This is a genomic window from Brevibacterium salitolerans (assembly GCF_039531405.1).
GTDB lineage: Bacteria > Actinomycetota > Actinomycetes > Actinomycetales > Brevibacteriaceae > Brevibacterium > Brevibacterium salitolerans.
In genome coordinates this window covers 147,215-163,420 of sequence record NZ_BAAAPZ010000001.1, presented here as the reverse complement: position 1 = coordinate 163,420, position 16,206 = coordinate 147,215, and the positions used below count along the sequence as shown (strand labels likewise).

Annotated in this window: 13 protein-coding genes and 1 tRNA gene; 12 read left to right on the top strand and 2 right to left on the bottom strand. The window is 72.2% G+C overall.

Going from position 1 to position 16,206, the window contains the following annotated elements; genetic code table 11:
• The first annotated feature begins 51 nt into the window (after nucleotides 1–51).
• The 3 genes from mfd to ABD240_RS00705 are packed head-to-tail and all read left to right on the top strand — an operon-like array spanning nucleotide 52 to nucleotide 5,146.
• Complete coding sequence (gene mfd, locus ABD240_RS00715) at nucleotides 52–3,690, top strand: transcription-repair coupling factor (RefSeq protein WP_291794440.1); 3,639 nt, start codon at nucleotides 52–54, stop codon at nucleotides 3,688–3,690.
• Nucleotides 3,690–4,319, top strand: a complete 630-nt coding sequence (locus ABD240_RS00710; RefSeq protein ID WP_291794438.1) for a MazG nucleotide pyrophosphohydrolase domain-containing protein — start codon at nucleotides 3,690–3,692, stop codon at nucleotides 4,317–4,319. The genes mfd and ABD240_RS00710 overlap by 1 nt, the downstream gene beginning before the upstream one ends.
• Complete coding sequence (locus ABD240_RS00705; protein WP_291794437.1) at nucleotides 4,316–5,146, top strand: tyrosine-protein phosphatase; 831 nt, start codon at nucleotides 4,316–4,318, stop codon at nucleotides 5,144–5,146. The genes ABD240_RS00710 and ABD240_RS00705 overlap by 4 nt, the downstream gene beginning before the upstream one ends.
• Here the strand turns inward: ABD240_RS00705 and ABD240_RS00700 are convergent.
• Complete coding sequence (locus ABD240_RS00700) at nucleotides 5,103–5,678, bottom strand: DUF2306 domain-containing protein (RefSeq protein WP_291794435.1); 576 nt, start codon at nucleotides 5,676–5,678, stop codon at nucleotides 5,103–5,105. The genes ABD240_RS00705 and ABD240_RS00700 overlap by 44 nt on opposite strands.
• Before the next feature lie 163 nt (nucleotides 5,679–5,841).
• On the opposite strand from ABD240_RS00700, the gene ABD240_RS00695 reads away from it, so the two are divergent.
• From ABD240_RS00695 to ABD240_RS00660, 8 genes are all read left to right on the top strand, one after another.
• Nucleotides 5,842–6,489 (top strand): MerR family transcriptional regulator, encoded by a 648-nt coding sequence (locus ABD240_RS00695; protein ID WP_291794433.1) that lies wholly within the window; start codon nucleotides 5,842–5,844, stop codon nucleotides 6,487–6,489.
• 142 nt (nucleotides 6,490–6,631) lie between these two features.
• Nucleotides 6,632–7,912, top strand: a complete 1,281-nt coding sequence (gene eno / locus ABD240_RS00690) for a phosphopyruvate hydratase (RefSeq protein WP_291794430.1) — start codon at nucleotides 6,632–6,634, stop codon at nucleotides 7,910–7,912.
• Nucleotides 7,913–8,070: 158 nt separating this feature from the next.
• Nucleotides 8,071–8,604, top strand: a complete 534-nt coding sequence (locus ABD240_RS00685; protein ID WP_344334399.1) for an FtsB family cell division protein — start codon at nucleotides 8,071–8,073, stop codon at nucleotides 8,602–8,604.
• Nucleotides 8,601–10,175, top strand: coding sequence for a DUF501 domain-containing protein (locus ABD240_RS00680; protein WP_291794426.1), 1,575 nt, complete (start codon nucleotides 8,601–8,603; stop codon nucleotides 10,173–10,175). Before ABD240_RS00685 ends, ABD240_RS00680 begins: the two co-directional genes overlap by 4 nt.
• A gap of 8 nt (nucleotides 10,176–10,183) precedes the next feature.
• Nucleotides 10,184–11,536 (top strand): S8 family serine peptidase, encoded by a 1,353-nt coding sequence (locus ABD240_RS00675; RefSeq protein ID WP_291794424.1) that lies wholly within the window; start codon nucleotides 10,184–10,186, stop codon nucleotides 11,534–11,536.
• A gap of 32 nt (nucleotides 11,537–11,568) precedes the next feature.
• The gene (locus ABD240_RS00670; protein ID WP_291794422.1) at nucleotides 11,569–12,942 is read left to right on the top strand and encodes an NAD(P)/FAD-dependent oxidoreductase; all 1,374 of its coding nucleotides are present in this window, start codon (nucleotides 11,569–11,571) and stop codon (nucleotides 12,940–12,942) included.
• A gap of 370 nt (nucleotides 12,943–13,312) precedes the next feature.
• Nucleotides 13,313–13,837 carry a DedA family protein gene (locus tag ABD240_RS00665; RefSeq protein WP_291794420.1) on the top strand — a complete coding sequence of 175 codons (525 nt, stop codon included), beginning with the start codon at nucleotides 13,313–13,315 and terminating at the stop codon, nucleotides 13,835–13,837.
• Nucleotides 13,838–13,847: 10 nt separating this feature from the next.
• Nucleotides 13,848–13,921, top strand: a tRNA-Leu gene (locus ABD240_RS00660).
• 93 nt (nucleotides 13,922–14,014) lie between these two features.
• On the opposite strand, the gene ABD240_RS00655 is transcribed toward ABD240_RS00660, so the two are convergent.
• Nucleotides 14,015–14,368, bottom strand: coding sequence for a metal-sensitive transcriptional regulator (locus tag ABD240_RS00655; RefSeq protein ID WP_291794419.1), 354 nt, complete (start codon nucleotides 14,366–14,368; stop codon nucleotides 14,015–14,017).
• Between the two features lie 226 nt (nucleotides 14,369–14,594).
• On the opposite strand from ABD240_RS00655, the gene ABD240_RS00650 reads away from it, so the two are divergent.
• Nucleotides 14,595–16,142: an FAD-dependent oxidoreductase gene (locus tag ABD240_RS00650; RefSeq protein ID WP_344334395.1), complete on the top strand. Its 1,548-nt coding sequence runs from the start codon at nucleotides 14,595–14,597 to the stop codon at nucleotides 16,140–16,142.
• Nucleotides 16,143–16,206: the final 64 nt, after the last annotated feature.

Sequence of the window (16,206 nt, the reverse complement as noted above, 5' to 3'; positions counted from 1 at the left end):
GCCGTGCCCCGGCCCCACGGCCGCGTCCGCCCCTCCGCCTAGAATGGGCGGGTGCTCTCGAGACTCAGCGATGCCCTCACCCTGCCCCAGTTCGCCGCCGTCCGCGAGGCCGTCGCGGACGCCTCCTCACCGGGCGGCACCGTCTCGCTGGTGCGAGGGCTGTGGCCTGCGCTGACGGCAGCCACGGCACGCAGCGGCCCGGTGCTCGCCATCACGGCCACCACCCGTGAGGCCGAGGATCTCGCCCGCGCCCTGGGCGACTATCTGCCGGCGGACGCCGTCGCGGTCTTCCCCTCCTGGGAGACGCTGCCGCACGAGCGGCTCTCGCCGCGTTCGGACACCGTGGGCGCCCGCCTCACGGTGCTGCGCCGGATCACGCATCCGGAAGGGGAGGCCACCCCTCTGCAGGTCGTCATCGCACCGGTGCGGGCCGCACTGCAGCCCCTGGTGAAGGGCCTCGGCGAACTCGAACCGCTCACCCTGGCCGCCGGTGACAGAGCTGACCTCACGGCACTCGCGGAGCGTCTGTCCGCACTCGCGTACTCGCGTGTGGACATGGTCTCCCGGCGCGGCGAGTACGCGGTGCGCGGCGGCATTATCGACGTCTTCCCGCCCACGGCGGAGTCCGCGCTGCGCATCGAGTTCTTCGACGACGAGGTCGAGGAGATCCGCCGCTTCTCCGTGGCGGACCAGCGCTCGCAGCCGGCGGAGCCGGGGGAGACGGTCACGCTCTGGGCGCCGCCGTGCCGGGAGGTCCTGCTCACCCCCGCCGTGCGTCAGCGTGCTGCAGAGCTCGCGAAGACGGTGCCCGCTGCTGCGGACATGCTCACGAAGATCGCCGACGGCACCGCGGTGGAGGGCATGGAGTCCCTCGCCCCGGTGCTGGCGGACGGCATGGAGCCGCTCGTGGCGGTGCTGCCGGCCGGGACCCGGGTGCTCGCGATCGAACCGGAGCGCATCGCCGCCCGGGCCGAGGACCTCGTGCGCACTTCGGAGGAGTTCCTCGCCGCGGCCTGGGAATCCGCCTCGGACGGGGCTCAGGCACCCGTGGACCTCTCCGCCGCCAGCTTCCGGACCCTCGAGCAGACGCGCGAAGCCGCGCAGGTCCTCTCACTGCCCTGGTGGGAGATCGGGGGCTTCGCCGCCGACGAGGAGCTCGCGGCCCCCGGCGAGGAGGTCTACACGGTTCCCGCGCGTGAGCCGCGCGGCTACGCCGGTGACGTGGAGGCGATCCTCGCGGACGTGCGCGCACTCGTCCACGACCAGTGGTCCGTGGTGGTCCTCACCGAGGGGCACGGGCCCGGCCAGCGCCTCGTCGAGGTGTTCGCGGAGGCGGATGTGCCCGCCGCGTTCGTCGAGGAGCCGGACTTCGCGGCCGCCGCGCGGGTGGAGGTGGCGACGGCCGCCGGATTCGGCGGGTTCGTCGTCGACGACCTCAGGCTCGCCGTCCTCACGGAGGCGGACGTGCTGGGCAGGGCGTCCGCGGCCTCCACCCGTGACATGCGGAAGCTGCCGGCACGGCGCAGGCGCAACCAGGTGGACCCCCTCAACCTGGCGCCGGGGGACTATGTGGTGCACGAGCAGCACGGCGTGGGCCGGTTCGTGGAGATGATCCAGCGCACCGCCGGACGGGGGAAGGACGCGCACACCCGCGAGTACCTCGTCATCGAATACGCGCCGTCCAAGCGCGGGCAGCCCGGAGACCGCCTGTTCGTCCCCTCCGACTCGCTCGACCAGGTCACCCGCTACGTGGGAGGGGAGAGCCCCGGCCTCAACAAGATGGGCGGGGCGGACTGGGCGAAGACGAAGTCCCGTGCGCGCAAGGCTGTCAAGGAGATCGCAGGCGAACTCGTCCGTCTCTACTCCGCCCGCCAGGCCACCTCGGGCTACGCCTACGGCCCGGACACCCCCTGGCAGCGGGAGCTCGAGGACGCCTTCCACTACGTGGAGACCCCGGACCAGCTCACCACCATCGACGAGGTGAAGGCGGACATGCGCAAGTCCGTGCCCATGGATCGCCTCATCTGCGGCGACGTGGGCTACGGCAAGACCGAGGTGGCCGTCCGCGCCGCTTTCAAGGCGATCCAGGAGGGCAAGCAGGTGGCCGTCCTGGTGCCCACCACACTGCTCGTCCAGCAGCACTTCGAGACCTTCTCCGAACGCTACGCCGGCTTCCCCGTGACGCTGGCCTCCCTCTCGCGCTTCCAGTCCAAGAAGGAGTCCGACCGGGTGGTGGAGGGCCTCGCCGCCGGGACCATCGACCTGGTGATCGGCACGCACCGGCTGCTGTCCGGTTCCGTGAAGTTCAAGGACCTGGGACTCGTCATCATCGACGAGGAGCAGCGGTTCGGCGTGGAGCACAAGGAGACGCTCAAGGCGATGCGCGCGGACGTGGACGTCCTCGCGATGTCCGCCACCCCCATCCCGCGCACGCTGGAGATGGCCGTCACCGGCATCCGCGAGATGTCCACGCTGGCCACTCCGCCGGAGGAGCGCCATCCCGTCCTCACCTACGTGGGCCGCTACGAGGACCGGCAGGTGGCCGCCGCGATCCGGCGCGAGCTCATGCGCGAGGGCCAGGTGTTCTACATCCACAACAAGGTCCAGGACATCGAACGGGTCGCGGGCCACATCGCGGAGCTCGTGCCGGAGGCCCGGATCGGGATCGCCCACGGCAAGATGGGCGAACAGCGCCTCGAACAGGTGATCGTGGACTTCTGGGAGCGGAAGTACGACGTCCTCGTCTGCACCACCATCGTGGAGACGGGCATCGACATCGCCAACGCCAACACGCTCATCATCGACCGGGCGGACCGGTTCGGCCTCTCCCAGCTGCACCAGCTGCGCGGCCGGGTGGGGCGCGGCCGCGAACGCGCCTACGCCTACTTCCTGTTCCCCGGCGACGGCACGCTCACGGAGACGGCGCACGACAGGCTCAAGACCCTCGCCGAGCATTCGGAGCTGGGCGCGGGCATGCAGGTGGCGATGAAGGACCTGGAGATCCGCGGGGCCGGCAACCTGCTGGGCGGCCAGCAGTCCGGTCACATCGAGGGCGTGGGATTCGACCTCTACATCCGCCTCGTGGGCGAGGCCGTAGCCAACTTCCGGGGGGAGGACACCCACGAGGAGCCAGAGATGCGGATCGAGCTGCCGGTGGACGCACACATCCCCACGGACTACGTGGAGCACGAACGGCTGCGGCTGGAGGCCTACCGCAAGCTCGCCGCGGCGTCCGGGGAGGAGCAGATCCAGGAGGTGCTGGCCGAGCTCGCGGACCGCTACGGCCCGCCGCCGGCCTCCGTGGGCGTGCTCGCGGACGTCGCCCGGCTGCGGATCCGGGCGCGGGCCTCGGGCATCACCGACATCGTGATGCAGGGCAACTTCATCCGCTTCGGTCCCGTCGAGGACCTGCCGGACTCGCAGATCGCCCGGCTCAGGCGCATGTACCCCAAGTCGCTCATCAAGCCCGCCGTGCGCTCCCTGCTGGTACCCAAGCCGGTGGCCGGCAACGGCTTCGACCGGCGGGAGGTCGTCGACTCGGACATCCTCACCTGGGCGCGGTCCTTCCTCGATGCGATCCTCCCGGAGCCGGAGATCGTGCAGGGCACCGAGGTCCCGGCCACGACCGCCGGATCTGCGGGTGGTGCCGGCGCTGCGGGCACAACCGGGTCCGCGCGCGGGAACCGCTGATGGATCCGCGGGACACGCGCGAGCCGTGGCCCCGTCCGGACACGGACGGGATGAGCCTCACCGGGATCATGGCGTTCGTCCGGGCCCGCTGTCCGTGGGCCTCAGCGCACACGCACGCCACGCTCGCGCGGTATCTCGTGGAGGAGTCGGCGGAGCTCCTGGCCGCGGAGGAGCAGCTGTACGCGGAGGGGCAGCTCCGCGAACCGGGTGCCGAGGCCGGCCCCGGGCAGGCCCAGCGCGTCGACGCGGTGGAGGGCGAGATCGCAGATCTCCTCTACCAGGTGCTGTTCCACTCCGCGCTGCTGGACGATCACGGCGGACGCGCGCCCGGTGAGACCTTCGAACGGGTGGAGCGGAGACTCGCGGCCAAGCTGGTGCGCAGGCACCCGCACGTCTTCGAGTCCGCGCATCCCGTACCGCTCGACCGGGTGCAGGCGGCCTACAGTGCTGTCAAGGCAGAGGAGAAGCGGACGGGGGCCTCGGCCCCGGAACCGCCCCGCGCCGCGGGAGAGCGGGCCGTCGGGCTGATGCGGCGGGCGCTCGGGGCGGCCGAGCACAAGCTCCTCGGCACACCTGAGACGGACCACGGACCGGACCGCACCACCCGCACCGCAGAGGAGGACGGATGACGACGACACCGGGCACACGGACGCCGGACGCGCACGCACGGGAGGAGGCCGCGCCGGTGGGGGCCGGCACCCACCTCGCCCCGCGCATACCCGTGCAGGGGACCTTCAACTTCCGCGACCTGGGCGGGTACCGCACCGCCGACGGCGGGCGCATCGCCGCAGGCCGCCTCTTCCGGGCGGACGGCCTCGGCAGGCTCGACGCCAGCTCCCACTCGCTCATGGCCGAACTCGGGATCCGCAGCGTCGTGGACCTGCGGGAGGAGCGCGAGGTCGCACGCATTCCGGATGTCCTGGGGAGCGAGGCGTTCTCGTACGCACACGTCCCCCTCCTCGGCAATCGCTTCATGCCGCTGGACCCGCAGAGCCCGCGGCGGCTCACCCTCTCCGAGCATTCCCTGCCCGGCCTCTACCGGGCCATGATCGACACGGCGGGCGCGGCGTTCGTGGACGTCGTCAGCCGGCTCGCGGCGCATGAGGAGGGAGCCGTCGTGTTCCACTGCTCCGCAGGCAAGGACCGCACCGGCATGATCGCGGCCTTCGTCCTCACCCTGGCCGGTGTGCCGCGTGACGACGTCATCGCCGACTACGCGCTCACCGAGCGGTACCTGGGCGAGGACTTCCTCCGCGCGCTGGGACGCAACGTCGCCAGCGCGGGAGTCTCCGAGACCGGGATCAGCGCCACGGCGGCCCGGCCCGAGTGGATGGCGGACGTCCTCGATCGGCTCGACCGCGAGTTCGACGGGGTCGAGGGATATCTGGCCCATCACGGCCTGGGGGAGGACGTCACCGGCCGGCTGCGTCGGACGCTCGTGAGCCGGGAGGACTGAGCCGCTCCGGCCGGGCAGCCGGCGCAGGGGCACCGGCGGTCCGATGCGAGGCGGCCCCGTCCTGATGTGAGGCGGTCCCGGCGTGCGCGATCCGGCGCAGCAGGATCAGCCAGACGAGTAGTGCGAGCACGAGGCCGCCCGTGTAGGTCAGCAGGCCGGCGGGATGGGTCGTGGCGGTCTGCTGGATGAACCTGTCCGGGAGGAGCGCTGCGAAGGCGAAGGCGATGAGCGTGCCCGCGTAGCTGCCGATCATGTTGCCCGCATGGCCGCGCCGGTCGCCCCGCCGTATCCGCCACACGCCCAGTGACACCGTGCAGAGCGTGAACACCGCGAGCACGTGGAAGAACGAAACGCCGTGGTCGTAGATGAAGAGGCCGGAGACGCAGGTGGCGTACATGAGCGCGACCCACGAACGGCCGAGCAGGCGATGGAAGCGGTCCCGGCGGCGCCGGAGCATGTTCACGGGCCCGAGCAGGAGCACCGCGAGAGCGGCGGAGGCGTGGGAGACGATGAGCACGGTCTGGAGTCCCATACCTCCATCAGATAGTGTCGCTACCCGAGCCTGCAACGTGGACAGCAGCGGGGAGGATCCCTATCCAACCTCCTGGCGGCAGCCGTCACCGGCTCGGCCCCGCAGGCGGACAGTCCGGCGGGCGGGCAGCGAGGGCCCGCGGCGGGAGACGCGAGGAGGCAGGATGAAGCTCAGCGAACTCGCCGCGGCGGCGGACACCACCACCGCAAGCGTGAAGTTCTACATCCGGGAGGGGCTCCTGCCGCCGGGCGAGAAGCGGAACCAGACCACGGCGGTCTACGGCCGGCCCCACCTCGAGCGCCTCGAACTCATCCTGGGCCTGCGCCGGCACATCGGCTCCTCACTGGAGACGATTCGCGCGCTCACGGAGGTCATCGACGATCCGGAGGCCGGAGACCTGGCGGTGATGGAGGCGGCGCAGACGCTCGCCGTCGGAGAGCGCAGGCCTCCGGAGGGGCGCGCCGAGGCCTCGGGCGGGGGAGACGGTCGCGAGGCCCTCCGGGACGTCATGGAGACGCAGGGGTGGCCCGATGCCGCGAGTGCGGCCCGTGCCGCCGTGGAGGAGAGGATCGCGCGGTCCGCGGCGGTGGGCATCGAGTGGCGGACGGACACGCTCCGCACGATCGCGGACGCGGTCGGACGGATCGGCACGCTCGGCCTGGACATGACGGGTTCGCGAGACCGGACCGCCCTCGGGGTCGCGGTGGGCACGTACGAGCTCTCGCGGCTCGTGGTGGACATGCTGCGGCTGGCGCAGACCTCGGAGAGCATCAGCCGGCTCTCCGGCGGACGGCCTACCGGGCCGGAGTGAGGCGGGGAGGGCTGGAGGCCGCTCGTGCACTAGGGTTGTGGGCGTCCGCATGCCCACGCGGCTGTTGACGCATTCTTGAAGCCGGAGAGCACGCGCAGAGCGTGCGCGCGCCGCTGTGCGTGTGATGACAGAAGGAGAGCTCGTGGCAGAGATCATCGCCGCTAACGCACGGGAGATCCTCGACTCCCGTGGAAACCCCACCGTCGAGGTCGAGGTGCTCCTCGAAGACGGCGCCACGGCACGCGCGGGCGTGCCGTCCGGTGCCTCGACCGGTGAGTTCGAGGCCGTCGAGAACCGTGACGGCGATCCGGAGCGGTACCTGGGCAAGGGCGTGCTGGGTGCCGTCGAGTCCGTGGTCGACGAGATCAACGAGGCGATCGCCGGCATCGACGCGGACGAGCAGCGCATCGTCGACGACGTCCTCATCGACCTGGACGGCACGGAGAACAAGTCCCGGCTGGGTGCGAACGCGATCCTCGGCGTCTCCCTCGCGGTGGCGCGTGCGGCCGCGACGTCCGCGGACCTGCTGCTCTTCCGGTACCTGGGCGGCCCCAACAGCCACCTCATGCCGGTGCCCATGATGAACATCCTCAACGGCGGCTCCCATGCGGACTCCAACGTGGACATCCAGGAGTTCATGATCGCGCCCATCGGGGCGGCCTCCTTCAGCGAGGCACTGCAGTGGGGCGCGGAGGTCTACCACTCCCTGAAGAAGGTGCTGGCGGAGCGCGGGCTCTCGACCGGCCTCGGCGACGAGGGCGGCTTCGCCCCCAACCTGGAGTCCAATGCCGAGGCGCTGGATCTCATCCTCACCGCCATCGAGGCAGCGGGACGCATCCCCGGCAAGGAGATCGCGCTCGCCCTCGACGTCGCCTCCTCCGAGTTCCACTCCGAGGCCGGTTACAGCTTCGAGGGGCAGACCCGCACCGCCGAGCAGATGACGGACTACTACGCGGACCTCGTCGCGAAGTACCCGCTGGTCTCCATCGAGGATCCGCTCGACGAGAACGACTGGGACGGCTGGGTCACCCTCACGGAGCGGCTGGGGGACAAGGTGCAGATCGTGGGCGACGACCTCTTCGTCACGAACCCGGATCGTCTGCGCCGCGGCATCGAGTCCGGTGCCGCGAACTCGCTGCTCGTGAAGGTCAACCAGATCGGCACGCTCACGGAGACGTTCGAGGCGGTGCGCCTGGCACAGTCCAATGGCTACACGGCGATGATCTCGCACCGCTCCGGTGAGACCGAGGACACCACGATCGCCGACCTCTCCGTGGCTCTGAACGCCGGCCAGATCAAGACCGGTGCGCCCGCCCGCTCGGAGCGCGTGGCGAAGTACAACCAGCTCCTGCGCATCGAGGACTGGCTGGGCGATGCCGCGCGGTACGCGGGCCGTTCCGCGTTCCCCCGCTTCCAGGGCTGACACGCCGGGACCTTCGGAATCCGGGCGGAGTCTCGTCCCGGGGTGAGGGCCGGCGGGCGGACACGCCGGGACCTTCGGAATCCGGGCGGAGCGACAGGGGGCGCGGCACACTGGAGTGTGCCGCGCCCCTTCCCCCGTTCCGCGGCCCGAGGTGACGGATGAGCAGACGCAGCGACAAGAGCCGGCCGGAACGCGGTCCCGGACGCAGCGGTTCCGGAGCGCGCCGCAGCTCCGCCCGCGGGTGGAGCCCGGGTTCGTCGATCCTCGATCCGGACGCCGCCGACGCCACCGCTGCAGGCCGCCGCTTCACCTACCGCTCCGCGGTCATCCTCGGAGCGGTCCTCCTCGTCGCCGCGGGGCTGCTCAAGCCCATCGGCACGGGCCTGTCGCAGATGCAGCAGGTCGCCGCGCTGGAGGCGGACATCGAGTCGACGCAGGGCGAGGTGGAGCACCTGCGGGCGGAGCGGGAGAAGCTCGACGACCCCGCCCACATCGAACGCCTGGCCCGCGAGAGGATGGGCTATGTGCGCGAAGGGGAGAATGCCTATATCGTCGTCGGCGGCGGCGAGGACGGGAACGCATCGTCCACCTCGCAGGCAGGGGCGTCCAGTGAGGCGCGCGCACGCCCCTGGTACATCGAACTCGTCGACTCCCTGCGCGCGGTCGGCTACGCATACGAGGAGGACCGGTGATCACCCCCTGCACCGACGCTGACCGCGAGCGCATCCGCGAGCAACTGGGCCGGATGCCGCGGGGTGTGGTGGGAGTCGCGGCCCGCGCCGCCGGCACCGGCGAGCCCCTCGTGGTCGCGACCGCGCCCCGGCTCGAGGACGGCACGCCGTTCCCCACCACCTACTACCTCACGCACCCGGAGATCGTCGCCGAATGCTCCCGGATGGAGGCCAACGGCGTGATGGCGGAGTTCACCGAGAGGCTCGCCGCGGATGCGGACCTCCGCGCAGCCTATGCCGAGGCCCACCGCGCCTATCTCGCCGACCGCTCCCGGGTGGGCGCGGAGGCCGGTCTGGCCGAGGTGACGGAGATCGAGGACTTCTCCGCGGGCGGCATGCCCACCCGGGTGAAGTGCCTCCACGCGCTGGTGGGCCACAGCCTCGCCGCCGGTCCGGGCACCAACCCGGTGGGTGATGAGGCGCTCGCGCGCATGAGCGGGGTGCCGCTCACGGAGGCCTTCGCCGCGCATCTCGCATCGGCAGGTGCATCGGGGAACGCGGGCACGGAGGACTCCGCCGTCACACCGGGGGCCGACCGCCCTGCGGGCACGGTCCGCACCGCCGCCTTCGACTGCGGCACCAACTCCCTGCGTCTGCTGGTGGCGGACGTCGCTCCCGACGGCACGCTCACGGAGCTGGCCCGCGAGATGCGTGTGGTGCGCCTGGGTCAGGGCGTGGACGCCACCGGCGAGTTCGCCCCGGAGGCCCTCGAACGCACCTTCGCCGTGTGCGAGGAGTACGCGGAGATCGTCGCGGGCCTGCGCCCGGACCGGCAGCGGTTCGTGGCGACCTCGGCCAGCCGCGACGTGAGCAATCGGGACGTGTTCGCCGCCGGCGTCCGGGAGCGGCTCGGCATCGCGCCGGAGGTCATCGAGGGCGTGGAGGAGGCCGCGCTGTCGTTCCGCGGAGCCACCGCGGGTCTCGACGCGACCGGCCCTCATCTCGTCATGGACCTCGGCGGAGGTTCGACGGAGCTGGTGCTGGGCTCCGGCGAGGTCGCCGGAGCCCACTCCATGAACATCGGGTGCGTGCGCCTCTTCGAGCGCTGGGTGCGCAGCGACCCGCCGGCGGAGGCGGAGCTCGGCTCGCTGCGCGCGGACGTGGACCAGGCATTCGCGGAGGCGTCCGCGCACGTCGACGTCTCCGCCGCGCGCACCCTCGTGGGAGTGGCCGGCACCATCACCACGCTCGCGGCGGCTGCGCTGGAGCTCGACGAGTACGACCGCGAGGCGATCCACGGGAGCGCTCTCACCCGGACGCAGATCGTGGAGACGGCGGACCGCCTCAGCGCGATGACCGCGGACGAGCGCCGGGCGCTGCCGTACATGCATCCCGGTCGTGCGGACGTGATCGCCGCGGGCGCGCAGGTGTTCTCCCGGCTGGTGGAGCTCATCGACGACGCGGTCTCCGGCGGCGGGGGCACCCTGGAGATCCGGGTGAGCGAGTCCGACATCCTCGACGGGATCGCGCTGGGCCTGGCCTCGCCCGAGGCCGCGGGCACATCCGCGGATCCTGCCGCCTCCGCGAGCTGACCGTCGCCATGGAGCCACGAGGGCACCGGCGCGAGCGGCGCAGGCGTCTGCGCACGCGGATCCTCCGCATCGCCGCGGTCGTCGCCGCCCTCGGAATGATCGCCGTCTACGTGTTCGGCGGTGCCGCGGGCGCGGCACCCGCCCAGGCGGCCCCGGACGACGTGCCGGAGCCCGGCCCCGGGCAGTGGTTCCTTGAGGACTACGGCATCCCGGAGATGTGGGAGACCACCCAGGGCGAGGGCGTCACGGTCGCGGTCATCGACTCCGGGGTGAAGGACGACCACGAGAACCTCACCGGCAGGGTCACCGCCTCCAAGGACTTCTCCGGTTCCGGTCACGACGGCACCGTGCCCGTGGGGCCGGACGAGATCATCCACCACGGGACGGCCGTGGCCGGGGTGATCGCCGGCAACGGCACGGGCGCGGGACCGGTGGGCGTCGCGCCGCAGTCGAAGATCGCGGCGGCCTCCGTCTGGCTGGGTGCCGGCGGCCCTTCGGACGCGGAGTCCACCCGCACGCAGGCCCAGCAGGCGCTGGACTGGGCGATCGACTCCGGCGCCTCCGTCGTCAACATGTCCCTGGGCTGGAACGACCCCGCCTGGCCCGAATCCTGGGACGAGACCTTCGCCCGGGCCTATGCGGAGGACGTCGTCGTCATCGCCTGCGTGGGGAACCGCTCGCAGGGAGCCACGCAGGCGTGGTCCCCCGCGACCGTCCCGGGTGTGGTGGGGGTGGGCGGTCTCGCCCGCTCCGGCGAGGTGCGCCAGTCCTCCTCGGCGCCGGGCACCGCGGTGGACCTCATGGGACCGGCCGAGGGCATCCCCGTCCCGTTCTACGACGGCGGCTACGGCACGGCGGACGGCTGTTCGTTCGCGGCACCCGTCGTCTCCGGGGTCGTGGCGTTGCTGCGCTCCGCGCACCCGGAGATGAGCGCGGACGAGGTGGTCGCCGCGCTGGAGCAGACCGCCGGTGCGGTGAAGGGCCACGACGGCCGGAGCACCGCGGACGCCCCGGACCCGGAGGTGGGCTGGGGGAGGATCGACCCCCCGGCGGCACTGAACTGGGAACCGTCCGGTGAGACGGCCTCGGCCGCGGACGAGCTGGCGGACTGGGTGCGCATGCACAGGAGGGCGGCCGACGACGAGGCACAGGCGGGCGAGGAGACCGCCTCCCCGGACTCGGGCGGGGGACCGGGCGCGTCCGAGGACGCGGAGCAGGCGCCCGTCGCCGTGGGCGGGACCGTGCCGCCCGCCCGGCTGGGGCCTGTGGTGCTGGTGGCCGGCGGGCTCGTCTCCCTGGGCCTTCTCATCGCGGCCGGTGTGGGTCTCCTGCGGATCCGGCGGAGGTCCCGGGACGGCTAGTGAAAGTTTTCACAAGGGCCTAGGATGAGGGCATGGCTCTCATTCGAAACAACGCTCTGCGTCCTCGCATCCTCATCGTCGGCGGCGGCTACCTGGGCCTCGTGGTGGCCCAGAACCTCCTCAGCGACCTGGGTCGGGGTGAGGCCACGGTCACCGTGGTGGACCCCAACCCGTACATGACCTACCAGCCGTTCCTGCCGGAGGTCGCCGGCGGCAACATCGAGGCGCGTCACGCCGTCGTGCCGCTGCGCCGCAACCTCCGCGGTGCGGAGGTCATCACCGGCTCCGTGGCCTCGATCAACCACGAGAAGAAGTTCGTCGTCATCGAGCAGGACGGCGACGAGCCCTTCGAGCTCGACTACGACCAGATCGTCCTCGCAGCGGGCTCCGTGCCGCGCACGCTGCCGATCCCCGGGCTGGCCGAGGAGGCCATCGGCCTCAAGCGGATCGAGGAGGCCGTGGCTCTGCGCGACCACGTGCTGGGCCGCATCGCCGAGGCCTCGCTCATGGAGGACGACGCCGAGCGCCGCAAGGCCCTGACCTACGTGTTCGTGGGCGGCGGCTTCGCCGGCATCGAGTCGCTCGCTGAGCTCGAGGACCTCGCGCGCGCCGCCGTGGCCCAGTACGACACGCTCACGGAGGCCGACCTCCGCTTCGTCCTCGTCGAGGCGATGGGCCGGGTCATGCCGGAGGTGGGCGAGGCCCAGGCCCGCTGGGTGGTGGACCACCTGCGCGAGCGCGGCATCGACGTCTACCTCGAGACCTTCCTCCAGGACTGCACGGACAAGCACATCAAGCTGTCCAACGGCGAGGAGTTCGACGCGGACACCATAGTCTGGAACGCCGGCGTCAAGGCCAACCCGGTCCTGGTCGACTCCGATCTCCCGCTCGACGAGCGCGGCCGGGTGACGGTGCGTGCGGATCTGCGCGTGGAGAGCGAAGAGGGCGTCGTCGAGGGCGCCTGGGCCGCCGGCGACAACGCGGCGGTCCCGGATCTCTCCGGCGAAGGACCCGGCGGCTTCTGCGTCCCCAACGCGCAGCACGCCGTCCGCCAGGCTCCGGTGCTCGCGAAGAACCTGCTCGCCGCCATGCGCGGGGAGTCCGAATTCACCCAGTACTTCCACAAGTCGCTGGGTGCGGTCGCGGGCATGGGCCTGTACAAGGGCGTGAGCCAGATGGGCAGCTTCGAGGCCCGCGGCGTGCTCGCCTGGCTCATGCACCGCGGCTACCACGGCTACGCGATCCCCACGCTGGACCGCAAGGTGCGCGTGTTCGCGAACTGGGGCCTCAACCTGGTCCTGGGCCGCGACGTCACCCCGCTCAAGGATCTCGACGTCCCGCGCAAGGCCTTCGTGGAGGCCGCGCACTCCAAGCCCGCTCCCAAGAAGGAGCCCGCCAAGGCGTGAGCGTCTCACTGAGGTGCACGTGCAGAGGCGCGTGCACCGATGTGGGAGAGCTGAGGCGCGCGTGCCGGTGACGGCGCGATGAGCAGAGGGCCCTGGACCGCAGACATGCGGGACGGGGCCCTCCGCTCGTTCCCGGGCGCGGGACGCTGTGTGAAGCGGGGCGCTGTGTGAGGCAGGACGCCCTGTGGGGCGGGGCGCGGCGGGAGGCCTCGGCGCAGGCGGCGGGAGGCGTGTGCGCATCGCCGCGTTCGCCCCCGAACTGAGGTCACCCTTACCATGGAGGTGAGAGAGCCGCCGGCGGTGCCGCCCGGCAGCCGGGCGGCGAGTGGACTCGCACTCCGGTCGACGCGCCGGGGGAGTGGGAGGTGAGATGGACCCGAGCTCCTGGAACATGCCCTTCGCGGTGGTGTGGCTCATCATGTACGGCATCGTGCTGGTGCGTGCCGGCGGCACCTATGCGCTGGGGCGCCTGGCACGGGGCGGCCTCTCGCGGTCCCGGAGGGTGCGGCGGATGCTGGAGTCCCAGCGCTACGCCGCGGCCGAGGCCAGGGTGGGCCGCTGGGGCGCGCCTGTCGTGGCGCTGAGCTTCCTCACGGTGGGCTTCCAGACGGTGGCCAATCTGGCGGCCGGCACCGTGCGGATGCCGTTCCTCCGCTACCTGCCCGCGCTGGCACTGGGCGGCGCCGCCTGGGCGACGGTCTACTCGCTGGTGGGCTTCGCCGGGTTCGCGGCGGTGCTCTACGCCTATGAACGCGCACCCGCCGCCACGGTGGGCGTGGCGGCGGCAGCGGCCGCAGCCGTGGTGCTGATCCTGCTGATCCCTTCGCGCCGGGGTGAGGAGAAGGCGGAGCGGCGGCCCGAGGGCGCTGAGGCGAGCGGCGGCACCACACGCTAGGCTGAGCCTGCCCCCTATAGCCCAATCGGCAGAGGCAGTCGACTTAAAATCGATTCAGTGTGAGTTCGAATCTCACTGGGGGGACATGGAGCAGGGTCCTCGCCTGCATGAACGTGAGGCGAGGGGTGCGGTCGGCGTCCGAGGGCCCGCCATTGTGTGACGTGCCGTCCTTGTGCCTCAGGACTTCACGAGCCTGCGGATCGCGTCCGCGGCCTCCGTGACCTTCTCATCCGCAGAGCCTGCGCGTGCGGCGTCCACGACGCAGTGTGCGAGGTGATCCTCCAGGAGCGCCAGGGCCACGTTCTCCAGGCCGGAGGTCGTCGCGCTGACCTGGGTGAGGATGTCGATGCAGTACTTGTCCTCGTCGATCATGCGTGCCAGGCCGCGCACCTGTCCTTCGATGCGCTTGAGGCGAGCCTGCAGCCGTGCCTTGTCCCCGGAGTAGCCGTGCGTGTGGCCCTGCTCCTCGCAGGAGTCTGCGCCGTCCGTGTGCGCCGCTGCAGTACTCGTCGCGTCCGTGTCTGTGCTCATGCGGTGATCCTCTCATCCCCAGCTCCCGCGCGCTCCTCTTCCCCTCTGGCCGCATGGGAACGGGTGCGTGCATGCCTGTAGTCGAAATGATACCCCTAGGGGGTAATGGCTGCCAGGGTGTCCGCGGCCTCGGGCGAGGTGAGCGGCGTCACGGCGGGGGCGGTGCGTGCGGACTAGGATCGTCCCGGACCGCCCGGCCTCACCGGGTGGTGAGGAGGGAGACGGCATGACGGAGGCGGACGCACGCAGGACCCTGGTGGTGGCAGGCGGCGGTGCCGCGGGCAGGGCGGCCGCAGCGGCGCTCGTCGCGGCTCTCGGCCCTCACGATCCGCAGGAGGTGAGCTCGGCGGTCCCGCGGCCGGAGGACGAGCGCCCCTGGCGCGTTCTGCATCTCACCGGGCCGGAGGGGGAGGCCGTCGACCGGACGATGGTCGACAAGGCCGTCATGACCGGACGGCTGACCCCGGAGAAGGCGGCAGCCCTCCGCCCTCCGCTCGCAGGTGCCGAGACCTCCGCCGCCCGCCTGGTGCGCGTGGACATCGCGGGGACACCGGCGGACCAATCCGGCTCAGGCCCGTGCCCGGCACCGCGAGAGCGCCCCGGCAGCGCGGTGCGTGCGGACACGGCACCGCTGCTGCGCCTCACCCTCGAGAGCGGCGCGGAACTGGAGGCCGCCGCTCTCATCGTCGCGACCGGTTCCGCCCCGCATCAGCTCGAGGTGCCGGGCGCCGGAGCGTGGCGGTCCGCCGGCCGTCTCAGCTCGCTGCACACCGTCGAGGACGCCGTGCGGATCCGCGCCCTCGTCGCCGGTGCCCAGCGCCGGGACAGCTCCCCTGCGAACCGTCCGCTCCGCGTCGTGGTCTCCGGCACCGGTCTCGTGGGGGCCGAGGCCGCGAGCCTGCTGCGCGAGGCCGGCTGCGCGGTGACCCTCGTCGCCCGCTCCGTCCTGCCGGCCGCCCGGTCCCTGGGAGAGCCCGTCGCCCGTCGCCTGGCCTCTCTGCACTCTGCGGCGGTCGACGCCCGCTGGGGCGTGAGGATCACGGAGCTGGGGTCCGTGCCGACTGTGGCCGGCGGCCCCGGTGCGGTCCTCCTCTCCGACGGCACGCAGGTGGCGGCCGACCTCGTCGTCGCGGCGCACGGCTCCGTGCCCGCCCCGCCCGCCGGGCTGCGTGCGGGGGACTCCGCAGAGGCCATGGGCGCGGACGGCCCGGCAGTGCCCGGGTGGGGGAGTGCCGGGGCGGCGGACTCGGGTGCGGAGAGTGTGCTCACAGCGGGACTGCCGGTCGATTCGCGTCTGCGCCTGCGGGGCGCGGCTGCTGAGGCTGCGGGGCTGGGAGACGCGGCGGCGGGCGCGGGGGCGCCAGCGGCCTCGGGCGCGGGTGTCTGGGCGAGTTCTCATGATCCCGAGCCCGTGCCCGTCTGGGCGGCGGGTGCGGTGGCCGTCCACGCAGGCGAGACCGCTTACCGCATCGACCACTGGGACGACGCGGAGGCGCAGGGCGCCCACGCGGCGCGCTCGCTGCTGCATGCGTTCGCCGGCGGGGAGGACCCGGGGCCCTACTCCCCTGTGAGCCCGTGGTCGGCGAGGATCCACGGGCATCAGCTGGCGGGCTTCGGTGCCGTGGTGCCGGGCGTACAGGTGCACACCGTGAGCGAGGATCCTCTCCTCGTCGAGTTCGCCGCACCGGTGGACGGTCGTGTGCGGGCAGTCGTGGGCCTGGACGCAGGCAGGAGCCTCCGGGACCACGCCCGCGGGACTCTGCTGTCCGCGTGACGGGCCGCCTGGGCGTCCTGCCTGGCGAGAAGATCGCTCCCGGATCCTGGTCGCGGGCGTAGTC